Genomic DNA, 17,919 nt, shown 5'->3' with positions numbered 1-17,919 from the left:
GACTTGGCCGACGCCGCCGAAAATCCAGCCCCGGCCGGCCAAGATCCAGCGCCTCCGGCAGCGGGTCCGGGGCGGAGCCCCGGGGAACGGTGGAAGGGCGGCTCGGGGACGGCCCCCGCAGGGCTGCGCCGCTCATGGCGCGCCCGGGGGGAGGAAGGGGAGGCCCGCGGGGGCGCCGCCCTCGATGAGCCGCATCAGGGCGTCCGTGTCCGCGTGTTCCTCGATCAGGTCGCCGAGCAGGTCGAGCTGCTCCTCCCGCAGGGAGGAGAACGACGTGTCCGGGGCCGGGACGAAGCGGCGGCCGGCCGCAGCGGCGACCTCGCGGAGGAACGCCCGGCGGAAGCCGTCCGACTCCAGCGAGCCGTGCCAGTGCGTGCCCCACACCTCGCCGACCCGGCACCCGTCCAGGAAGGGGGTGCCGCCGAGGACCTCGGCCACCCCGTGGTGGATCTCGTAGCCCTCGACGGGCTCGCCCAGCGCCGAACCGACGGGCCGGGCCAGGGTCTTCTCCCGCTCGAAGCGGACCCGTACGGGAAGCAGCCCGAGCCCCGGCACGGAGCCGGCCTTCGACTCGACCTCGTCCTCGATGTGTTCGCCCAGGACCTGGAACCCGCCGCAGATGCCCAGGACCGGCCGGCCCTCGGCGGCCCGCCGGGCCAGCGCGTCGGCCAGGCCCCGCTCGCGCAGCCAGGCCAGGGCCTTGACCGTGCCCCGGGTGCCGGGGACGACGACCAGGTCCGCGTCGGCCAGTTCCTCGGCCCGGTCCACGAACCGCACCACCACGCCCGGCTCCGCCGCCAGCGCGTCGACGTCCGTGAAGTTGGACATCAGCGGCACCGCGCAGACCGCGACCCGCAGCACGTCCTCGCCGACGGGCGGGGCGACCACGGATTCCCGTATCGCGCCCCGCAGGGAGACCCGCAGGCCGTCCTCCTCGTCGATGCCCAGCCCGTGCTGGAAGGGGAGCACCCCGTACGTGGCCCGCCCGGTGAGGCCGCGCAGCATCTCCATGCCCGGTTCCAGCAGGGTGACGTCGCCGCGGAACTTGTTGACCAGGTAGCCCGCGATCAGCGACTGGTCCTCGGGGGAGAGCAGGGCCGTCGTACCGAAGAAGGACGCGAAGACCCCGCCCCGGTCGATGTCGCCGACGACGACCACCGGGAACCGCGCGGCCCGCGCGATGCCCATGTTCACGATGTCGGTCCGGCGCAGGTTGATCTCGGCCGGGCTGCCCGCCCCCTCGCAGATCACGGCGTCATACGTGCCCCGCAACTGCTCCAGGCAGTCCGTGACGATGCCGAGCAACTGCTCCTGCCGGCCCCCGTGCAGCGCCTTGCCGGGGGACACTGCGCCTGACTGCGGCTGCGCCGCGGGCCCGGACCCCCCGAAGAAACCGCGCGCGCTCATCTCGCCCACCGGCTTGCCCAGCAGCACCACCTGGCTGCTGCGGTCGCTGCCGGGCTTGAGCAGCACCGGGTTCATCAGCGCGGTCGGCTCCACGCGGGCCGCCTGGGCCTGCATGGCCTGCGCCCGGCCGATCTCGGCGCCCTCCCGCGTCACGAAGGAGTTCAGCGACATGTTCTGCGCCTTGAACGGGGCCACCTTCACGCCCTGTCGGGCCAGCCACCGGCAGATGCCCGCCGTGACCACGCTCTTGCCCGCGTCCGAGGTCGTACCGGCGACGAGGAGACCCCCGCCGCGCTTCGCGCCGCCGCTCATGCGCGCCGCCCCTTCCCAGTAGTACGCGAGAGCAGCGTCCGGGAGACCAGCGTCCGGGCGGCCACGCAGGCCCCCAGCGCCACCCACGTCACCTGGCGCGAGAGCCGCACCGCGCGTTCGATGTCGGCGACCTCCACGGGCCGCCCGGCCGCACCGTTGAGCACGGCCCGGTGTTCGACCCGGCCTGCGTACGCCAGGGTCCCGCCCAGCCGTACGCCGAGCGCCCCGGCGAAGGAGGACTCCACGGGCCCCGCGTTGGGGCTCGGGTGCTTGGCGGCGTCCGCGCGCCAGGCCCGTACGGCGCCCCGCCGGTCGGGTCCGGCCAGTACGGCGGCCAGGGCCGTCAGCCGGGCGCCCGGCCAGCCGGCCACGTCGTCGAGGCGGGCCGAGGCCCAGCCGTAGCGCAGGTGGCGGGGGGACTTGTGGCCGACCATCGCGTCCAGGGTGTTCACGGCGCGGAAGGCCAGCAGCCCGGGGACGCCCGCGACGGCGCCCCACACGAGGGCGCCGACCACGGCGTCGGAGGTGTTCTCGGCGACCGATTCGACGACCGCGCGGGCCATCTGCTGCTCGTCCAGCGCCTGCGGGTCGCGCCCGCACAGGTGGGGCAGCCGCTCGCGGGCCACTTCGGCGTCCCCGGCGGCGAGCGCCCCGCCGATGGCGCGGGCCTCCCGGCCCAGCGAGGTGCCGCCCACGACGGCCCAGGTGGCGGCGGCGGTGAGGGCGATACGGGCGGCCGCGGGCCGGGAGCGCACGGCGCGGGCGCCCAGCGCGCCGACGGCGGCCGCGCCTCCGGCGCACAGCAGGGTGTGCAGGGCGCCCCGCGCGCGGTCGTCGCGCCACAGGGCGCGTTCGACGGCGGCGGCGGCTCGTCCGAAGGCGGCCACGGGGTGCCCACGGCGCGGATCCCCGAGGATCCGGTCGCCGATCAGGCCCGCCGTGACGCCGTACGCGAAGACGCGATCGGCACGCATGGTGGCAGGTATGTCCTCACTCAGGGTCCGCGCCCTGGTTCGACGTGTCCGGCGGCGAGAGTTCCTGGCTCCCGGCCGCACACGGCCAGAGGTCCGCGTGCGCCGGTGACAGTGGCGGGACCGCGCCGGATTCGCACCGGACTTCCTCTCCATGCCGCCGTATTGGCTCGGGCAGTCCACCACGCAGCGCGAAGGCCCGTCAACTCGCCGTTGACCTGCGGTGGGGTGGTGGGGAGGAGGGGCCGGGGCATGCGAAAGCTCCCTCCGGTACGAACCCGGAGGGAGCTTTCGTGCGTGCTGCCGTCCCGCGCCTCAGGCGACGATCAGGTAGATCCCGTAGGCCACGGCCGCCGCGCAGAGCGCGAAGCAGGCGTACGCACCGCTGCGGGCCAGGGTGGCGGCGCCGCCCTGCTCGGTGGCGGCCTCGTGCTTGGAGAGCCCCATCAGGCCCAGGGTGAACAGGGTCACCAGGACGACGGTGGCGGAGAGGCTGACCCCGAAGACGGAGCCGAGTGCTTCCCAGTCGATCTTCATACCGCTGAATCCTCTGTCGTTCTCGGGGTCAGACCGCTGCGGCCGGAGCCGCGGGGGTCGTCGTCGCGGAGGCCGGGATGGTGGCCTTGAGCTCCTCGTCCGTCACCGCAGCGGTGCTGCCGGCGGCGACCGTGACCGGCGGGACGCTGACGGCCGCGATGGCCGTGGTGACGACACCCGGCTCCTCGGCGGCGTCCGAGGCGACCTCGTTGACGTTGGTGTGGTCGACGACCTGGCGGCGGGAGATCAGCCAGATGGCGACGCAGGAGCCGATCAGGAAGACCGTGACGCCGGCGATGCCGATGTCCCCGGTGCGCATGACCAGCTCGGCACCGGCGGCGACCAGGGCCGCGGCCGGGAGGGTCAGGCCCCAGGCGATGAACATGCGGGTGGCGGTGGACCAGCGGACCACGCCGCCCTTGCGTCCCAGACCCGAACCCATGACGGCGCCGGAGCACGCGTGGGTGGTGGAGAGGGAGAAGCCGAGGGAGGAGGAGGCCAGGATGACGCTGGCGGCCGAGGTCTGGGCGGCGAAGCCCTGCTGCGGCTGCAGGTCGGTCAGGCCCTTGCCCATGGTGCGGATGATGCGCCAGCCGCCCAGGTAGGTGCCCATCGCGATGGCCAGACCGGCGGAGACGATGACCCAGACCGGCGGGTTGGAGCCGGGGGAGAGGGCGCCGCCGGCGACGAGCGCCAGCGTGATGATGCCCATCGTCTTCTGCGCGTCGTTGGTGCCGTGCGCCAGCGAGACGAGACCCGCGGAGGCGATCTGACCGGCGCGGTAGCCCTTGGCCGAGGTCTTCTCACCCATGCCCTTGCCGACCTTGTACGTGACCTTCGTGGCCAGGTACGCGGCGAAGCCGGCGACCAGCGGCGCGGCGATCGCGGGGATCAGCACCTTGGTGACGACGACGCTGCCGTTGACGGCGCCCATGCCGGCGGAGGCCACGGCCGCACCGATCAGGCCGCCCATCAGGGCGTGCGAGGAGCTGGAGGGCAGTCCGACCAGCCAGGTGACGAGGTTCCAGAGGATCGCGCCGACCAAGGCGGCGAAGATGACCTCCGGCTGGATGCCTTCCTCGTTGACCAGTCCCTTGGAGATCGTCTTGGCGACCTCCACGGACATGAATGCGCCGACGAGGTTGAGCACGGCGGACATCGCCACCGCGGTCTTGGGCTTGAGGGCGCCGGTCGAGATGGTGGTGGCCATCGCGTTGGCCGTGTCGTGAAAACCGTTCGTGAAATCGAACACGAGAGCGGTGATGATCACGATCCCGAGGAGAAGCGTTATGTGCTCCATTTACCCAGGCTTCTGTTTGACGTCAGTGGTTCGTGGACCGTAGGCAACCTGGATGAACGGAAGGTGAACTGACAGGGTTCATGCGGTGTATCGGTACGGCACCCGATCGGGACCTTCGTCCCGGGAAGGGCGTTGATATGTCGATTAATGCATGTCACAGCGGGGTGTCCGCACATTTCGGGACGGGACTTCCGGTAGGCGCTCCGCGCTCCCGGAACCCCCGAAGAGACCTAGATCACCCTCCGCGGCGCCTCACCGTACCTCCGGCCGGAACGATTCCCTCCGGTGGCCCGCCGACCCGTCCGCCTCGACACTGGAGCGGTGCGTACCGCTACAGCGACGGCAGCGGCCGTCACCACGACCCTGCTCGGCGCCGGCGCGGCCGCCGTCACCGCCGCCGCGCTCGCCGGCCGGTACGCCGCCGACGCGGCCCTGCGGCCCGAGCCCGGCCGTCCGCTCCCCGGCAGCCCCCGGCTCACCGTCCACTCCACCGCGGACGGCCGGGTCGAGCTGACCCGCTCGCTCGCCTCCCTGTCACCCGGCACCTACGGGCTCACCGCGCCCGGGGTGCACGCCGTGATCGGGCCCGTCCTCCCTGACGCCCCGCACGGCCCCGACACCGTGGTGCGCCGGCTCGTCGCCGTCACCCACGGCAGCCTCGACCCCGGAACCCGCGTCACCCTCACCCCCCAGGTCCACCTGGGCAACCCCGCCGCCGCCCTCGGACTCGACCACGCCGACGTGGACGTCCCCGGGGAGCTCGGCGCGCTGCCCGCCTGGTTCGTGCCCGCGGCCCGCGACACCTGGGTGATCACCGTCCACGGGCTCGGCGCCACCCGCGAGCACCCGATGGTGGTCATGCCCTTCCTCCACCGCAACAAGCTCCCGGTCCTGGACCTCGGGTACCGGGGAGACCTCGGCGCCCCCGAGCCGCCGGACGGCCTCGGCCACCTCGGCGAGTCCGAATGGCGCGATCTCGACGCCGCCATCCGTTACGCCCTGCGCTACGGCGCCCGCCGCGTGGTCCTGCACGGCTGGTCGACCGGCGCCACCATGGCCCTGCACGCCCTCGAGCGCTCGGCGCTGGCCGACCGGATCTGCGGACTGGTCCTCGACTCGCCCGTACTGGACTGGCACGCCACCCTGCGCGCCCTCGCCGCGGCCCGCCGCACCCCGGCCCCGCTGCTCCCGTTCGCGGTCAGGGCCGCCGAGGGCCGCGCGGGCCTGCGGGCCGACCGGCAGGCCCCGGGGGCGGATCCGGCCGCGCTGAAGGTGCCCGTACTGATCTTCCACGGCCCCGACGACACGCTCGCCCCCTGGGGGCCCTCCCGCCGGCTCGCCGCGGCCCGCCCCGACCTCGTCACCCTGCACTCCGTTTCCGGAGCCGCCCACGGAGCGATGTGGAACGCCGATCCGGCCGCGTACGAAGAGGCGCTGCGCCGCTTCCTGACCCCCTTCATGTGACGGGCCGGTCGGTCAGGCCGGTTGACGGGCCGTCGGACGAGTTGTCCGAAGACTGTGGGACGGACGGGGCGGGGAGGGTGGGTTGTACCGTTCTGTCCCTGTGGGGCCTTGTGGCAATGGCTGGTTCCGTTTGGGCTTTCGGCCAGTGACGGGCGAGACTGCTCACGTGACGTCCCGAAAGCCTGATGAGCAGTTGGCTCGCGACTCCAGACTCCGACTCGTCGCCCCGCGGTCCGTGGCCACGGCCCGCAAGGCGGTGACCGACCGGCGCACCCGGACCGCCCCGCGGCCTCCGGCGGGCACGCCCGCCACGGCCGACCTGGCGAACAGGGCCCGCGCCTCCCTCGCCGACGCCGTACGGCTCGCCCGCTGGGCCGAGCTCCACCTCGGCGCCGCCGACGGGTCCGGGCCCGCTCTGGCGGGCGCCCTGCCCGCCGCCGAAGCCGAACGCGCCGCCGCCCAGCTGAGCCTGACACCGGGCCAGATCCGGGTCGGCTGGGACCGCGCCCGGCTCGCCGGGCTGATCGAGATGCACGGCGGACACGCCCGCCCGGGCTGGCGCCTGCGCGCCTGGAACCGGGACGACGCCGCCGTCCTGCGCGGCTGGGTCGCCCTCTTCGACGCCTGGTCACTGGTCCACCCCGCCCCCGCCGACATCGCCCCCGCGGCCGTCGCCGAGGTGGTCGAGGCCATGCCCCAGCTGCTCTCCCTGCTCCAGCTCTCCGCCGGTCCCGTGACCGTCCCCGATCTGCTGGACCTGCTCGGACAGCGCGTCGACGAACTGCGCGACGAACGGTGCGAGGTCCCCTACGAGTCCACGGCGCAGGCCGCCGGGACCCCGCACGCCGACTCCGTCCCGGCCGGCCCCGCGCCGGCGACGGCACCCGTCCCGCTCGCCCGGCTGCTGCGCTGGGCGCTCGGCGGGCTCGCCGCAGTGGACGCCGTCACCCTCGGCCCCGCCCGGGCCGCCCTCACCCCGCTCGGGAGCTGGGCCGTCTGGGTCAAGCTGGAGCAGATCTGCGTCGCCGCGCAGAGCCCCGCCGGGAACATCGAGCAGTCCGCCGCCGCCATGCTCCACGGCTGCGCGCGGCTCACCCCCGGCCCGGCCCGCGCCGAGTACCAGGCCTGGCTGGCCGCCCGGCCCGTCGGCCACGCGGTCTCCGAGCTGCTGCTCGCGGCCCGCGGCGAGGACGCCCTGCTGCGCGGGCTCGCCTTCGAAGCCCTGCGCGTCGTCGGCGCCCCCGCCGAACCGGAGGTCCGCAAGGCCTCCCGGGAAGCCGCGCTGCGCCCCTACGCCCTGCTCTGGCTCGCCGAGCACGACGGGGTCGACCCCGACGAGGCGCAGGACGTGCTCACCGCCGAGGAGCAGACCTGGCTCTGGGTGGACACCGCGGCCGCCATCGCCGACCACGGCGAGGCCGAGCTGCTGGCCCGGCACCTCGACTCGGCTGTGCGGACCACGGTTCCGCGGCTGCTGGACGAGGTCCGCGCGGTCGGGCACCCCCGCACGGTGCAGGTGCTGGTCGCGCTGGCCGCCGCCCATCCCGATCCCGCCCTGGCCAAGGCGGTGCGCCGGGCCGCGTTCCAGGTGCACACCGGCGGCGCGTAGTACCCGTGGGCGGCAGCGCGACCGGCCTGCCCCAGTACGCGTCGCGGGGCCTCAGACCTGCGGCGCGTACGTCCCGAAGCTCCACACGTTGCCCTCGGCGTCGCGGGCCATGTAGTCCCGCGAGCCGTAGTCCTGGTCGGTCGGCTCCATCAGGATCTCCACACCGTGCTCGACGGCCCGGCGGTGGTGGGCGTCCACGTCGTCGACGCGCACGTAGACCCCGGTCGGGCCGGCCGCCTGCATCACCTTGTCGAAGGCGCTGCCGGTGCCCTTGCTGCCGAGCATCACCACGCCGTTCCCGTAGGACAGCTCGGCGTGCGCCACCGCGCCGTCCTCGCCCTCGTACGCCGCGACCTGGGTGAAGCCGAAGGCCTCCGTGATCAGGTGGATGGCGGCCTTGGCGTCGGTGTACAGCAGGGTCGGACAGATGGACGGAACGCCTGCCATGGCGATCACTCCCTCTCGTGCCGTGGGCGGATGGTGATCCACGTCACAGCATGACAGGCGCCGCCGACACTCAGCGGAAGGTGTTGCACTGGGCCATGTCGCCCGTGCGGTAGCCCTGGTAGAACCACTGCTGGCGCTGCTCGGCCGAGCCGTGCGTCCAGGACTCCGGGGACACCCGGCCCTGGAACTTCTCCTGGATCCGGTCGTCGCCGACCGCGGCCGCCGCGTCCAGGCCGTCCTTGATGTCCTGGTCCGTGAGGCTGGTGATCAGGGGCTTGCCCGTGGACTCGTCCGGGGTCTTCGTCGCGTTGTGGGCCCAGACCCCGGCGTAGCAGTCGGCCTGCAGCTCGACCCGTACCGCATTGCTGTTCGCGCCCTGCCGGCCGTCCTGGGCCTTCTGCAGGGTGCCGGTCAGGTTCTGGATGTGGTGGCCGTACTCGTGGGCCACCACGTACGCCTGGGCGAAGGGGCCGCCGCTCGCGCCGAACTTGGTGCGGAGCTCGTTGAAGAAGCCCAGGTCCAGATAGACCTGCCGGTCACCGGGGCAGTAGAAGGGGCCGACCGCCGAGGTGGCCGCCCCGCAGGCGGTGCCCACCTTTCCGGTGAAGAACACCGTCTGCGCCGGGCTGTACTGGGCGCCGCGCCTGGCGAACTCCTGCTTCCAGAAGTCCTGGGTGCTGTTGATCACCGCCACCAGCCGGCAGTCCTCCTTGGCGTTCGCGTCCGCGCCGGTCTTGCAGCTCTGCTGCACCTGCGCGACGGAGGAGGAGGTCGACGCGGGCTCGGGGCTTCCGTCGGACAGGCCCAGCTGCTCCGGGCCCACCCCGAACAGCAGACCCATGATCAGCGCGATGAAACCGATGATGCCGCCGCCGATCGTGGCCTTCCCGCCCGGGATGCGGCTGCCGCGTACGTCCTTGACCTCGGAAGTGTCCAGATTGGCGTTGTCGTCGAACTGCATCCCGCACCGCCCTCCATTCCTACCAAGGGGGGTACGAGTACGCCCCTGCGGCGAGTATCAACCCGTTCATCCTCATACGCCCCCCGACCGGGAGGCGTGTTCCGTGGGCCGAACGGGGGACGCGGGGGCGGGAGCGGCGCCGGTCCCGGGAGGGGCGGGCGGGCCCGAAAGTAGTTGCGCACCCCCGGTAGAATGACTCCCATGGCAAATCTCCTCGCGGATTAGCGGCGTAGAAGCATCGCGTCCTGCCCCCCTTCCGCCGTCCCGACCCGCCCTGGAGTATTTCCGTGATCACCGCCACCGGCATCGAGCTGCGCGCCGGCGCCCGCATCCTCATCGAGAACGCCTCCTTCCGTATCGCCAAGGGCGACCGCATCGGCCTCGTCGGCCGCAACGGAGCCGGCAAGACCACCCTCACCAAGTGCCTCGCGGGCGAGGGGACCCCGGCCGGCGGCAGCATCGCCCGCTCGGGCGAGGTCGGCTACCTCCCGCAGGACCCGCGCACCGGCGACCTCGACGTGCTGGCCAGCGACCGGATCCTGTCCGCCCGCGGACTCGACGTGCTGCTCAAGAAGATGCGGATGAACGAGGAGCGCATCTCCTCGGGCTCCGGCGCCACCCGCGAGAAGGCGATGCGCCAGTACGAGCGCCAGGAGACCGAGTTCCTCACCAAGGGCGGTTACGCCGCCGAGTCCGAGGCCGCGACCATCTCCGCCGCCCTCGGCCTGCCCGACCGGGTGCTCGGCCAGCCGCTGCACACCCTCTCCGGTGGTCAGCGCCGCCGCGTCGAGCTCGCCCGGATCCTCTTCTCGGACGCCGACACCCTCCTCCTCGACGAGCCGACCAACCACCTCGACGCCGACTCGATCGTGTGGCTGCGCGACTACCTGAAGACCTACCGCGGCGGCTTCATCGTCATCTCCCACGACGTGGACCTGGTCGAGACGGTCGTCAACAAGGTCTTCTACCTGGACGCCAACCGCGCCCAGATCGACGTCTACAACATGGGCTGGAAGCTCTACCAGCAGCAGCGCGAGGCCGACGAGAAGCGTCGCAAGCGCGAGCGCCAGAACGCCGAGAAGAAGGCCGCGGCCCTGAACTCGCAGGCCGACAAGATGCGCGCCAAGGCCACCAAGACCGTCGCCGCACAGAACATGGCCAAGCGCGCCGACCGGCTGCTCGCGGGCCTGGACGCCGTCCGCGTCTCCGACAAGGTCGCCAAGCTGCGCTTCCCGGACCCGGCGCCCTGCGGCAAGACCCCGCTGACCGCCGAGGGCCTGTCGAAGTCCTACGGCTCGCTGGAGATCTTCACCGACGTCGACCTGGCCATCGACAAGGGCTCCCGCGTGGTCATCCTCGGCCTCAACGGCGCCGGCAAGACCACCCTGCTGCGCCTGCTGTCGGGCACCGAGAAGCCCGACACCGGCACGGTCGTCCCCGGCCACGGCCTCAAGCTCGGCTACTACGCCCAGGAGCACGAGACCCTGGACCCCGAGCGCTCGGTCCTGGAGAACATGCGCTCCTCGGCCCCGGACCTGGACCTGGTCGCCGTGCGCAAGACGCTCGGCTCCTTCCTCTTCTCCGGCGACGACGTGGACAAGCCCGCGGGCGTCCTGTCCGGTGGTGAGAAGACCCGCCTCGCCCTGGCGACGCTGGTCGTCTCCTCGGCCAACGTGCTGCTGCTCGACGAGCCCACCAACAACCTCGACCCGGCCAGCCGCGAGGAGATCCTGGGCGCCCTGCGCACCTACAAGGGCGCCGTCATCCTCGTCACCCACGACGAGGGCGCGGTCGAGGCGCTGGAGCCGGAGCGGATCATCCTGCTCCCGGACGGCGTCGAGGACCTGTGGGGCCCGGACTACCGGGACCTGGTGTCGCTCGCCTGAGGCGCTTCCGCTTCCGTGATCCTTTGCTTATGGATCATTCGGCTCAGGCGTGATCCATCATCTGAGTGAGACGGTCTCATATCGATCCGTGCTCGACGACGGCCCCGGCCGCGCATCTTCACCGATGCGGCCGGGGCCTTCCGTTTACCCGTTCCGGCCCCTGACCTGGTGATTCATACCGGCCGAGCGGAAATGTGACGGAGGTCATGCAGCGGAAGAGGAGATTCCGTTCTGCTCGGCCGTCCACGGCTGAAGAAATGCCGCCGTACCGACCTTGCTGAATGGGTGGCCAGGAAGCCGGGGAGGGGTGATCATGAGAAGTCCAGAGCGCACTTCCCATAGAGGAGGCACGGGTGGCCGAAACTCTGAAGAAGGGCAGCCGGGTAACCGGCGCCGCGCGTGACAAGCTCGCGGCAGACCTGAAGAAGCAGTACGACTCCGGTGCGAGTATCCGGGCGCTGGCCGAATCAACTGGCCGGTCCTACGGATTCGTCCATCGGATGCTCAGCGAGTCCGGAGTCACGCTGCGTGGTCGCGGTGGCGCGACGCGCGGCAAGAAGGCGGCTACGGCCTGACCATTTGGTTCCTCGTGGTTCCAACGGTTCTTCCGTATTCAGCTTCACGGTTCCAGTTCCACCGTCCTTCGGTGACCCCCGGTCGGCTCCATGGCCGACTGGGTGGTTACTGTGCAGTCACTTAGGCCGAGATCGCGGCCGAACGACGGCACAACACCGGAGGCACACAGATGGCTCTGCTCGACAAGGACGGCGTACGGCTCACCGTCGACGACACGGTCGCCACGGTGACATTGACCAATCCGGCCAAGCGAAACGCTCAATCCCCCGCGCTCTGGCGGGCGTTGACGGAGGCTGGAAGGTCGTTGCCGGGCACCGTCCGGGTCGTCGTGCTGCGCGGCGAAGGGCAGTCCTTCTCCGCAGGGCTCGACCGGCAGGCGTTCACCCCCGAAGGCTTCGAGGGCGAGCCGTCCTTCCTTGACCTGGCGCGCGGTTCGGAGGAACTGCTCGACTCCACCATCGCCGAGTACCAGGAGGCGTTCACCTGGTGGCGGCGCAACGACATCATCTCCGTCGCCGCCGTTCAGGGGCACGCGATCGGTGCCGGTTTCCAGCTTGCCCTCGCGTGCGATCTGCGCGTCGTCGCGGACGACGTGCAGTTCGCCATGCGCGAGACCGGGCTGGGCCTGGTGCCCGACCTCGGCGGCACCCAGCCCCTGACCTCGGCGGTCGGCTATGCCCGCGCGCTCGAAATCTGCGCGACGGGACGCTTCGTCCACGCCGAGGAGGCGGAACGGATCGGCCTCGCCAACCTGGTCGTCCCCGCGGGCGAGCTCGACGCGGCCGTCCAGGACCTCACCACCGCGCTGCTGGCTCCGCCGCGGGACGCGGTGATCGAGACGAAGGCGCTGCTCCGCGGCGCGGGTGCCCGGTCGTACGACGACCAGCGGGTCGCGGAACGCGCGGCCCAGGCCCGCCGCCTCCGGGACCTGGCCGGCCTCTCCGACTAGCCGCGCCGCCACGGCACGGGGGCCAGCCCCCGGACCCCCGCTCCTCAAACGCCGGAGGGGCTGGATTCGGCTTGGCGTAAGCCTGTACGTGCACGCGGTGCGCGCCGGGCAATTTCAGCCGTCCGGCGTTTGAGGACCGGGGTCTGGGGCGGAGCCCCAGGAGGGGTCCGGGCGCAGCCCGGGGAACGGGCGAAGGGCGGGTAGGGGACTTCGCCCCGCAGGGCCGCCACCCGGGCGGTCGCGTCGGGGCGGGCGGCGGAAGCGGTCCCGACTTACCGTGGTCGGGAGCCCATCGTGCGAAGGGATCCGCCATGACCGAATCCGCCCCGGGCGGCGGCAGCACCGCCAAGCCCCCCGCCGACCGCGGAAGGACGACCATCGCCGACGGCGTGGTCGAGAAGATCGCCGGCCTGGCCGCCCGCGAGGTGGTCGGCGTCCACGCCATGGGCAGCGGCAGCGGCCTCTCCCGTACCTTCGGCGCCGTCCGCGACCGCGTCCCCGGCGGGGCCAAGTCCACCGTCAGCCGGGGCGTGAAGGCGGAGGTCGGCGAGGTGCAGACCGCCCTCGACCTGGAGATCGTCGTGGATTACGGCGTGTCGATCCGGGACGTGGCCCGGGCCGTCCGTGAGAACGTCGTCTCGGCGGTGGAGCGGATGACCGGCCTCGAGGTCGTGGAGGTCAACATCGCGGTCGGCGACGTCAAGCTGCCGGACGAGGACGACGAGGAGCCGGAGTCCCGACTGCAGTAGAGGAGTCCGCATGAGCATGGCGGTCGTCGGCCTGGTGGCCGGTATGGCACTGGGGTTCGCCGGGTATTTCGGCGGGTTCGGGGCCTTCCTGTTGGTGGCCGCCCTCGGCGCCATCGGCTTCGTCGTGGGCCGGTTCCTCGACGGGGACCTGGAACCGGGGGACTTCTTCCGCCCTGGGGGCCGCCCCGGCGACCGGGACGGTGGCCGCGACCGCGACCGTGACCGGGGCCGGGACCGGGACCGGGACCGATGAGCACGCCCCGCCCCACCCCGCCCCTGGTGCCCGCCGCCGAGCGGGGAGCCACCCGGATCGCCGACCGGGTCGTGGCGAAGATCGCCGCCCAGGCAGCCCGCGAGGCGCTGACCCGGCCGGCGCCGGACGCGGCCCCGCCGCACGCCACCGTCACCGTGCACCACGACATCGCCCGGGTACGGGTGGTCCTGGAGCTCCCCTACCCCTGCGACCTCGCCGCCCAGTGCGCGGCCGTACGCCGCCACGTCGCCCTGCGCGTCGAGGAGTACGCGGAGATGTCCGTACCCGAAGTGGACGTGGACATCGAGCACCTGCACTCCGCGCGGCCCGCCGCCGGGCGGGACCGGCGGGTCCGGTGAGCGCCCGCTTCCGCTCGCCCCGGCGGCTCCCCGCCGCCGTGGGGGCGTTCGCCGTCCTCGGGGTGGCGGGGCTCTTCCTCTACGACCTGGCGGCGGTACGGGCCCACCGCCCGGGGATGCGCTGGCGCGACGAGCTCTCCCGGGCGCTGGAGCGGCACACCCCGGCCGACCCCGGCGTGCTGATCGGCGGCGCGGTCCTGGCCGCGGCCGGGGCCGCGCTGCTGCTGTACGCCCTCACCCCGGGCCTGCGCGGGATCCTCCCGATGAGCTCGGGGCACCCGGAGGTACGGGGCGGACTGGAACGCAAGGCCGCCGCGCAGGTGCTGCGCGACCGGGTCATGGAGGTGTCCGGGGTGCGGTCGGTGCGGGTGAGCGTGGGCCGGTCCCGCATCGGGGTCCGGGCCGTGTCCCACTTCCGCGAACTGGACGAGGTACGGGCCGATCTGGACGCGGTGCTGGCCGTCGGCGTCGACGAGCTGGGGCTGGCCCACGAGCTGCGGCCGAGGGTGCGGGTGAACCGCCGGTGACCCTGGGGACGGTGAACCGGGTTCTGCTCGCGCTGCTCGGCCTGGTGCTGCTGGCGGCGGGAGCGTCGGTGCTGACCGCGTCCGGGCCGTTCGAGGGCCGCCACGAACCCCTGCTGGCACCGCACGGGCGGGGCTGGCCGGGGCCCTGGTGGGTGGTGCTCGCCGTCCTCGGGGCCTGCGTACTGCTGGCGCTGTGGTGGCTGCTGTCCCAACTGCGGCGGGCACGGCTCGCGGAGGTGCTCGTGGACACCGGGGACGGGGCGTTCGCGGTGCTGCGCGGGCGGGCGCTGGAGGAGGCCGTGGAGGCCGATGTCCAGCAGGCCGTGGAGGGCGTGGCCCGGTGCCGGGTCACGCTGCGGGGCCGGCGCGGGGCCCCGGCCCTGCGGGTCGCCCTGGAACTGGAGCCCCACGCGGTGCCGGCCGATGTACTGGCGGCCCTCGCCGGCCCGGTGCTGGGCCGGGCCCGCACGTCGGCGGCGCTCGAGGCCCTCCCGGCGGAGGCCCGCCTCCACGTCACCCCCCGCCGGGCGCGAAGGGTGACATGAGGCGGAGCCGGGGCGGAGGGCTCAGAAGCCGTGCCGGGAGCCGCCGTCCACCGGGAGCATGACGCCGGTCAGGTAGGAAGCCGCGGGGGACAGCAGGAACGCCGCCGAGCGGCCGAATTCCTCGGGGCTGCCGTAACGCCGCAGCGGGATCCGCGACTCGCTGCCGGAGCGGGCGAGGTCCGCGTCCCCGGACAGGGCGTCGAGCTCGCGGACCCGGTCGGTGTCGATGCGGCCGGGCAGCAGGCCGATCACCCGGATGCCGCGCGGGCCCAGCTCCACGGAGAGGGACTTCGCGAAGCCGGCCAGGCCGGGGCGCAGGCCGTTGGAGATGGTGAGTCCGGGGATCGGTTCGTACACCGAGCCCGACAGGACGAAGCCGATGACCCCGCCGTCGGAGAGCTCGGCGGCCGCCGCCCGCGCGAGGCGGACCGCGCCGAGGAAGACTGACTCGAAGGCCGCCGTCCACTGCTCGTCGGTGTTGTCCGCCGCCGAGCCGGGCGCCGGGCCGCCGACGCTGATGAGGATGCCGTCGAGGCGGCCGAAGTGCTCCCGGGCCGCGGCGACGAGCCGGGAGGCGGCCCCAGGGTCGGAGTTGTCGGCGGCCACACCGACCGCGTTCGGGCCCAGCGCCTTGGCCGCGGCCTCGGCGCGCGCCGCGTCCCGGCCGGTCAGCACCACCTTGGCGCCGTCGGCGGTCAGTTCGCGGGCGGAAGCGTAGCCGAGGCCCCTGGTGGCGCCGGTGACGACGTAGACACGGTCCTTCAGTCCAAGATCCATGCCCGACACGCTACGCGGTCGCCACCGGCTCCCGCTCGGATGCGGCGGTCCCGGCGGCGGCCGCGGCCTCGCGGTCGCGCTTCTCGCGCCGTACGAGCACGATCCAGCCCACCGGCACCGCGGAGGCGAACAGCCACCACTGCACGGCGTACGCCATGTGCGCCCCGATCGAGTCGTGGTCGGGCTCGGCGACCACCTCGGGCTTGTCGTCGGCCGGTACCGGCGCGGTCAGTTCCAGGTAGCCGCCGAGGACGGGCCTGCCCAGGTACTGCGCCTGCCGGGCGCTGTTGATCAGCATCACCTGGCGGTCCGGCAGGCCCTTGCGGTCCTTGATGCCGCTGCCGCCGCTGGTCTCGTCGGCCTTGAGCCGACCGGTGACCGTGACCTCGCCGGTGGGCGCGGCCGGCACCGGCGGGTAGGCGCGCGGGTCGGCGCCGCCCGCGATCCAGCCCCGGTTGACGAGCACGGCCCGGCCGTCGGCCAGTACCAGCGGGGTGAGGACGTGGAAGCCGACCTTGTCGTCGTTGTCGGTGCGCATGCGCACGACGACCTCGTGCGCGGAGTCGTAGGTGCCGGTGGCGGTCACGGCACGCCAGTAGTCGGCGCGCGGGACGACGTGGCCGGGGGAGGTGACCTCGGTCATGGGGACCGGCTTCGCCCGCAGGTTCGCGTCGATCAGCTCGTTCTGCGCGACCCGGTGCTCGTGGCGGTGGAACTGCCAGAAGCCCAGCTTGATCATCGCGGGGATCAGGACGAGGCCGATGAGGGTGAGACACACCCACTGCCGGGTCAGTACAAAGCGGTACACGCCCACGACGGTACCCCGAGCGGCGAGGACCCCGGCGGCCGGGTGGCCGTCCGGGGTCGTGGGAGAGGAAAAGGATGCGGGGAGCGGGGGGACGGGAGTCAGACGCGGTCGGTGATGCCCACCTTCCCCTCCGCACGGGCGCAGTGCCCGCCGCAGAACCACTGTCCCTCGACCTCGACGCCCTGTCCGATGATCTGGACCCGGCAGTGCTCGCAGATGGGCGCCATGCGGTGAATGGCGCAGGAGAAGCAGTCGAAGACGTGCACAGCACCCTGTGCGTGGACTTCGAAGGACATGCCGTAATCGTTCCCGCAGACTTCGCAACGTGCCATGCGCGGCATGCTGCGCAGGGCGGAGCGCCGGAACAAGATCCACCGGGGTGAGTCGCGGAGCGTGCACCCGGCCGGCCCAACGGGCGGCCCCCGGACATCCCCTCGACCGATCCCGCCCGGTCGGTCCCGTGTGCTCAGTCCTGCGCCGGAGCCACGTCCCGCAGCAGCTGGGTGAAGGCCGCCTCGTCGACGACGGGTGTTCCGAAGGACTTGGCCTTCACCGTCTTGGAGGTCGAGGAGTCCGGGTCGTTCGTCACGAGCAGGCTCGTGAGCCGGGACAGGCTCGTCGCGATGTGCAGGCCCGCCTCCACCGCGCGGTCCTCCAGCAGCTCCCGGTCCACCGAGGTGTCGCCGGAGAACGCGATCCGCATGCCCTGCTTGAGCGGGGTGCCGTCCGCCCACCGCCCCGGGTTCGGGTACGGGCACGGCGGCCGCTTGCGCGAGGCGCGCCAGCTCGAGCCCGCACCGTACGAGGCCTGGTACCCGACGCGCGGGGCGGCCGGGGTGTCCGACCACTCTGTCAGCGGCCGGCATTCCAGCAGCGGCAGCCGTACGTTGTCCCGCGCGGCCGCGTGCAGGGACGGACGGAAGGCCTCCGCGAGGACCCGGGCGTCGTCGAGCGCGTGGTGGGCGCGCTGCTGGACCACGCCGAAGTGCGCGGCGAGCGACTCCAGCTTGTGGTTGGGCAGCGGGAGGTTCAGTTCCTTCGACAGGGCGATGGTGCACAGGCGCTGGCGCACCGGGGCGGTGGCCTCGGCCCGCGCGTACTCGCGGGCGATCATCTGCCAGTCGAAGATCGCGTTGTGCGCGACCAGCACCCGGTCGGCGAGCCGGTCCGCGAACTCCTCGGCGATGTCCTTGAAGAGCGGCGCGTCCTGGAGCATGTCGCTGGTCAGACCGTGGATCCACACGGGTCCGGGGTCCCGGAGCGGGTTGACCAGCGTGTACCAGTGGTCCTCGACGTTGCCCTGAGCGTCGAGCCGGTAGACGGCGGCGGAGATTATCCGGTCGTCGCGCGCGAGCCCGGTGGTCTCCACGTCGACGACCGCGTACCCCTGTGGGTACGCGGTCGGCCACATCGTCTCTGCGGTCGTACGGTCGGCGAGCATGGTCACAGAGGATATCGGCCCGCGCCGACACTCGAAGCCCT

At 73.0% G+C, this 17,919-nt stretch carries 20 protein-coding genes and 1 riboswitch; of the genes, 10 read left to right on the top strand and 10 right to left on the bottom strand.

Annotation, left to right across the window (positions count from 1 at the left end):
• Positions 1 to 132 precede the first annotated feature (132 nt).
• The 4 genes from ACFWBW_RS08680 to ACFWBW_RS08665 form a co-directional block, all read right to left on the bottom strand.
• Positions 133 to 1,719, bottom strand: a complete 1,587-nt coding sequence (locus tag ACFWBW_RS08680) for a cobyric acid synthase (RefSeq protein WP_385369721.1) — start codon at positions 1,717 to 1,719, stop codon at positions 133 to 135.
• Positions 1,716 to 2,693, bottom strand: coding sequence for a cobalamin biosynthesis protein (locus ACFWBW_RS08675; protein WP_385369719.1), 978 nt, complete (start codon positions 2,691 to 2,693; stop codon positions 1,716 to 1,718). Before ACFWBW_RS08675 ends, ACFWBW_RS08680 begins: the two co-directional genes overlap by 4 nt.
• Positions 2,694 to 2,751: 58 nt before the next feature.
• Positions 2,752 to 2,842, bottom strand: a riboswitch (cobalamin riboswitch).
• 163 nt (positions 2,843 to 3,005) lie between these two features.
• Positions 3,006 to 3,227, bottom strand: coding sequence for a hypothetical protein (locus tag ACFWBW_RS08670; RefSeq protein WP_243338472.1), 222 nt, complete (start codon positions 3,225 to 3,227; stop codon positions 3,006 to 3,008).
• A 28-nt stretch (positions 3,228 to 3,255) separates the two neighbouring features.
• A complete protein-coding gene (locus ACFWBW_RS08665) occupies positions 3,256 to 4,527 on the bottom strand; it encodes an anion permease (protein WP_385369717.1) in 1,272 nt (423 codons plus the stop codon).
• A 321-nt stretch (positions 4,528 to 4,848) separates the two neighbouring features.
• Between ACFWBW_RS08665 and ACFWBW_RS08660 the strand changes: the two genes are divergently transcribed.
• Together ACFWBW_RS08660 and ACFWBW_RS08655 are read left to right on the top strand one after the other, a co-directional pair.
• On the top strand, positions 4,849 to 5,991 hold the full coding sequence (locus ACFWBW_RS08660) for an alpha/beta hydrolase family protein (RefSeq protein WP_385369716.1): 1,143 nt from the start codon (positions 4,849 to 4,851) through the stop codon (positions 5,989 to 5,991).
• Positions 5,992 to 6,157: 166 nt separating this feature from the next.
• A complete protein-coding gene (locus ACFWBW_RS08655; RefSeq protein ID WP_385369714.1) occupies positions 6,158 to 7,600 on the top strand; it encodes a hypothetical protein in 1,443 nt (480 codons plus the stop codon).
• Positions 7,601 to 7,651: 51 nt separating this feature from the next.
• On the opposite strand, the gene ACFWBW_RS08650 is transcribed toward ACFWBW_RS08655, so the two are convergent.
• Together ACFWBW_RS08650 and ACFWBW_RS08645 are read right to left on the bottom strand one after the other, a co-directional pair.
• Complete coding sequence (locus ACFWBW_RS08650; protein WP_385369712.1) at positions 7,652 to 8,047, bottom strand: VOC family protein; 396 nt, start codon at positions 8,045 to 8,047, stop codon at positions 7,652 to 7,654.
• 70 nt (positions 8,048 to 8,117) lie between these two features.
• Complete coding sequence (locus tag ACFWBW_RS08645; protein ID WP_385369710.1) at positions 8,118 to 9,008, bottom strand: neutral zinc metallopeptidase; 891 nt, start codon at positions 9,006 to 9,008, stop codon at positions 8,118 to 8,120.
• A 287-nt stretch (positions 9,009 to 9,295) separates the two neighbouring features.
• On the opposite strand from ACFWBW_RS08645, the gene ACFWBW_RS08640 reads away from it, so the two are divergent.
• The 8 genes from ACFWBW_RS08640 (at position 9,296) to ACFWBW_RS08605 (ending at position 14,852) form a co-directional block, all read left to right on the top strand.
• Positions 9,296 to 10,894, top strand: coding sequence for an ABC-F family ATP-binding cassette domain-containing protein (locus tag ACFWBW_RS08640; protein ID WP_385369708.1), 1,599 nt, complete (start codon positions 9,296 to 9,298; stop codon positions 10,892 to 10,894).
• Between the two features lie 353 nt (positions 10,895 to 11,247).
• Complete coding sequence (locus ACFWBW_RS08635) at positions 11,248 to 11,469, top strand: helix-turn-helix domain-containing protein (RefSeq protein ID WP_204357858.1); 222 nt, start codon at positions 11,248 to 11,250, stop codon at positions 11,467 to 11,469.
• A 170-nt stretch (positions 11,470 to 11,639) separates the two neighbouring features.
• Complete coding sequence (locus ACFWBW_RS08630) at positions 11,640 to 12,419, top strand: enoyl-CoA hydratase/isomerase family protein (RefSeq protein WP_385369706.1); 780 nt, start codon at positions 11,640 to 11,642, stop codon at positions 12,417 to 12,419.
• A 311-nt stretch (positions 12,420 to 12,730) separates the two neighbouring features.
• Positions 12,731 to 13,168 (top strand): Asp23/Gls24 family envelope stress response protein, encoded by a 438-nt coding sequence (locus ACFWBW_RS08625; RefSeq protein ID WP_385369704.1) that lies wholly within the window; start codon positions 12,731 to 12,733, stop codon positions 13,166 to 13,168.
• Between the two features lie 10 nt (positions 13,169 to 13,178).
• A complete protein-coding gene (locus tag ACFWBW_RS08620; protein WP_385369702.1) occupies positions 13,179 to 13,421 on the top strand; it encodes a hypothetical protein in 243 nt (80 codons plus the stop codon).
• Positions 13,418 to 13,780 (top strand): hypothetical protein, encoded by a 363-nt coding sequence (locus ACFWBW_RS08615; RefSeq protein WP_385369700.1) that lies wholly within the window; start codon positions 13,418 to 13,420, stop codon positions 13,778 to 13,780. Before ACFWBW_RS08620 ends, ACFWBW_RS08615 begins: the two co-directional genes overlap by 4 nt.
• The gene (locus tag ACFWBW_RS08610) at positions 13,777 to 14,307 is read left to right on the top strand and encodes a DUF6286 domain-containing protein (RefSeq protein WP_385369698.1); all 531 of its coding nucleotides are present in this window, start codon (positions 13,777 to 13,779) and stop codon (positions 14,305 to 14,307) included. Before ACFWBW_RS08615 ends, ACFWBW_RS08610 begins: the two co-directional genes overlap by 4 nt.
• Positions 14,308 to 14,309: 2 nt before the next feature.
• Complete coding sequence (locus ACFWBW_RS08605; RefSeq protein ID WP_385369854.1) at positions 14,310 to 14,852, top strand: alkaline shock response membrane anchor protein AmaP; 543 nt, start codon at positions 14,310 to 14,312, stop codon at positions 14,850 to 14,852.
• 21 nt (positions 14,853 to 14,873) lie between these two features.
• On the opposite strand, the gene ACFWBW_RS08600 is transcribed toward ACFWBW_RS08605, so the two are convergent.
• The 4 genes from ACFWBW_RS08600 to ACFWBW_RS08585 all read right to left on the bottom strand — a co-directional run bounded on the left by ACFWBW_RS08600 (position 14,874) and on the right by ACFWBW_RS08585 (position 17,878).
• Positions 14,874 to 15,629 (bottom strand): SDR family oxidoreductase, encoded by a 756-nt coding sequence (locus tag ACFWBW_RS08600; RefSeq protein ID WP_385369696.1) that lies wholly within the window; start codon positions 15,627 to 15,629, stop codon positions 14,874 to 14,876.
• A gap of 10 nt (positions 15,630 to 15,639) precedes the next feature.
• Complete coding sequence (locus ACFWBW_RS08595) at positions 15,640 to 16,437, bottom strand: SURF1 family protein (RefSeq protein WP_385369694.1); 798 nt, start codon at positions 16,435 to 16,437, stop codon at positions 15,640 to 15,642.
• Between the two features lie 98 nt (positions 16,438 to 16,535).
• Positions 16,536 to 16,769, bottom strand: coding sequence for a hypothetical protein (locus ACFWBW_RS08590; RefSeq protein ID WP_112453882.1), 234 nt, complete (start codon positions 16,767 to 16,769; stop codon positions 16,536 to 16,538).
• 134 nt (positions 16,770 to 16,903) lie between these two features.
• Positions 16,904 to 17,878: a DEDDh family exonuclease gene (locus ACFWBW_RS08585; protein WP_385369692.1), complete on the bottom strand. Its 975-nt coding sequence runs from the start codon at positions 17,876 to 17,878 to the stop codon at positions 16,904 to 16,906.
• Positions 17,879 to 17,919: the final 41 nt, after the last annotated feature.

Origin of the sequence: Streptomyces sp. NPDC059957, from assembly GCF_042730015.1 — a bacterium.
In the GTDB taxonomy this organism is placed as follows: Bacteria; Actinomycetota; Actinomycetes; order Streptomycetales; family Streptomycetaceae; genus Streptomyces.
This window is presented reverse-complemented; position numbering and strand designations above follow the sequence as displayed.

Bases quoted from the DNA above. Each gene is read 5' to 3' on its own strand.
- ACFWBW_RS08680 (WP_385369721.1), bottom strand. From the start codon at position 1,719: ATGAGCGGCGGCGCGAAGCGCGGCGGGGGTCTCCTCGTCGCCGGTACG.
- ACFWBW_RS08675 (WP_385369719.1), bottom strand. From the start codon at position 2,693: ATGCGTGCCGATCGCGTCTTCGCGTACGGCGTCACGGCGGGCCTGATC.
- ACFWBW_RS08670 (WP_243338472.1), bottom strand. From the start codon at position 3,227: ATGAAGATCGACTGGGAAGCACTCGGCTCCGTCTTCGGGGTCAGCCTC.
- ACFWBW_RS08665 (WP_385369717.1), bottom strand. From the start codon at position 4,527: ATGGAGCACATAACGCTTCTCCTCGGGATCGTGATCATCACCGCTCTC.
- ACFWBW_RS08650 (WP_385369712.1), bottom strand. From the start codon at position 8,047: ATGGCAGGCGTTCCGTCCATCTGTCCGACCCTGCTGTACACCGACGCC.
- ACFWBW_RS08645 (WP_385369710.1), bottom strand. From the start codon at position 9,008: ATGCAGTTCGACGACAACGCCAATCTGGACACTTCCGAGGTCAAGGAC.
- ACFWBW_RS08630 (WP_385369706.1), top strand. From the start codon at position 11,640: ATGGCTCTGCTCGACAAGGACGGCGTACGGCTCACCGTCGACGACACG.
- ACFWBW_RS08625 (WP_385369704.1), top strand. From the start codon at position 12,731: ATGACCGAATCCGCCCCGGGCGGCGGCAGCACCGCCAAGCCCCCCGCC.
- ACFWBW_RS08620 (WP_385369702.1), top strand. From the start codon at position 13,179: ATGAGCATGGCGGTCGTCGGCCTGGTGGCCGGTATGGCACTGGGGTTC.
- ACFWBW_RS08615 (WP_385369700.1), top strand. From the start codon at position 13,418: ATGAGCACGCCCCGCCCCACCCCGCCCCTGGTGCCCGCCGCCGAGCGG.
- ACFWBW_RS08600 (WP_385369696.1), bottom strand. From the start codon at position 15,629: ATGGATCTTGGACTGAAGGACCGTGTCTACGTCGTCACCGGCGCCACC.
- ACFWBW_RS08590 (WP_112453882.1), bottom strand. From the start codon at position 16,769: ATGGCACGTTGCGAAGTCTGCGGGAACGATTACGGCATGTCCTTCGAA.
- ACFWBW_RS08585 (WP_385369692.1), bottom strand. From the start codon at position 17,878: ATGCTCGCCGACCGTACGACCGCAGAGACGATGTGGCCGACCGCGTAC.